Genomic DNA, 562 nt, shown 5'->3' with positions numbered 1-562 from the left:
CATTGGCTTCCTCGACTGCAACTTCTCGGCCGTGATCCACACGCATTCCTCGAAATGTTTCAGCATTGCCGGCGTGAGGAAGCGGGTGCGCGTCGCGTAGACGTGGCGGTCGCCCATCTGCGCCTGCTGCTTGACGAAGAAGCGGTTCGGCACCACCAGGTGCAGGTGCTCTTTCGCGCGTGTCATCGCCACGTACAACAGGCGCCGCTCTTCCTCGATGTCCTCGGCGCTGCCGGTGCTCATGTCGGAAGGGATGCAGCCGTCGACCACGTTCAGCACGTGGACCGACTTCCATTCCTGCCCCTTGGCCGAGTGGATGGTCGACAGGACCACGTAATCCTCGTCCAGCAGCGGCGGGCCGGCGCGGTCGCTGGTCGCTTCCGGCGGATCGAGCGTGATCTCGGCCAGGAAACTCTCGCGGCTGCCATAACCGCCGGCAAGCTGGGTCAGCTGTTCGAGGTCGGCTGCGCGCACTGGGGCGTCGTCGTGCAGCCGCTCCAGGTGCGGCAAGTACCAGTCCCTGGCCAGCTCCAGGTCCGCCGGCCAGCGCAGCCCGGGCGTG

General features: G+C 66.4%; 1 protein-coding gene. It reads right to left on the bottom strand.

Annotation, left to right across the window (positions count from 1 at the left end):
* Positions 1-562: 3'-5' exonuclease (locus tag KVT32_RS28470; RefSeq protein ID WP_217619248.1), on the bottom strand; the 562-nt coding region annotated here is incomplete at both ends.

Source organism: Achromobacter sp. GbtcB20 (assembly GCF_019091095.1).
In the GTDB taxonomy this organism is placed as follows: domain Bacteria; phylum Pseudomonadota; class Gammaproteobacteria; order Burkholderiales; family Burkholderiaceae_B; genus Achromobacter; species Achromobacter mucicolens.
The sequence above is the reverse complement of the archived record's forward strand: the minus strand, read 5'-3'. Positions and strand labels throughout refer to the sequence as shown.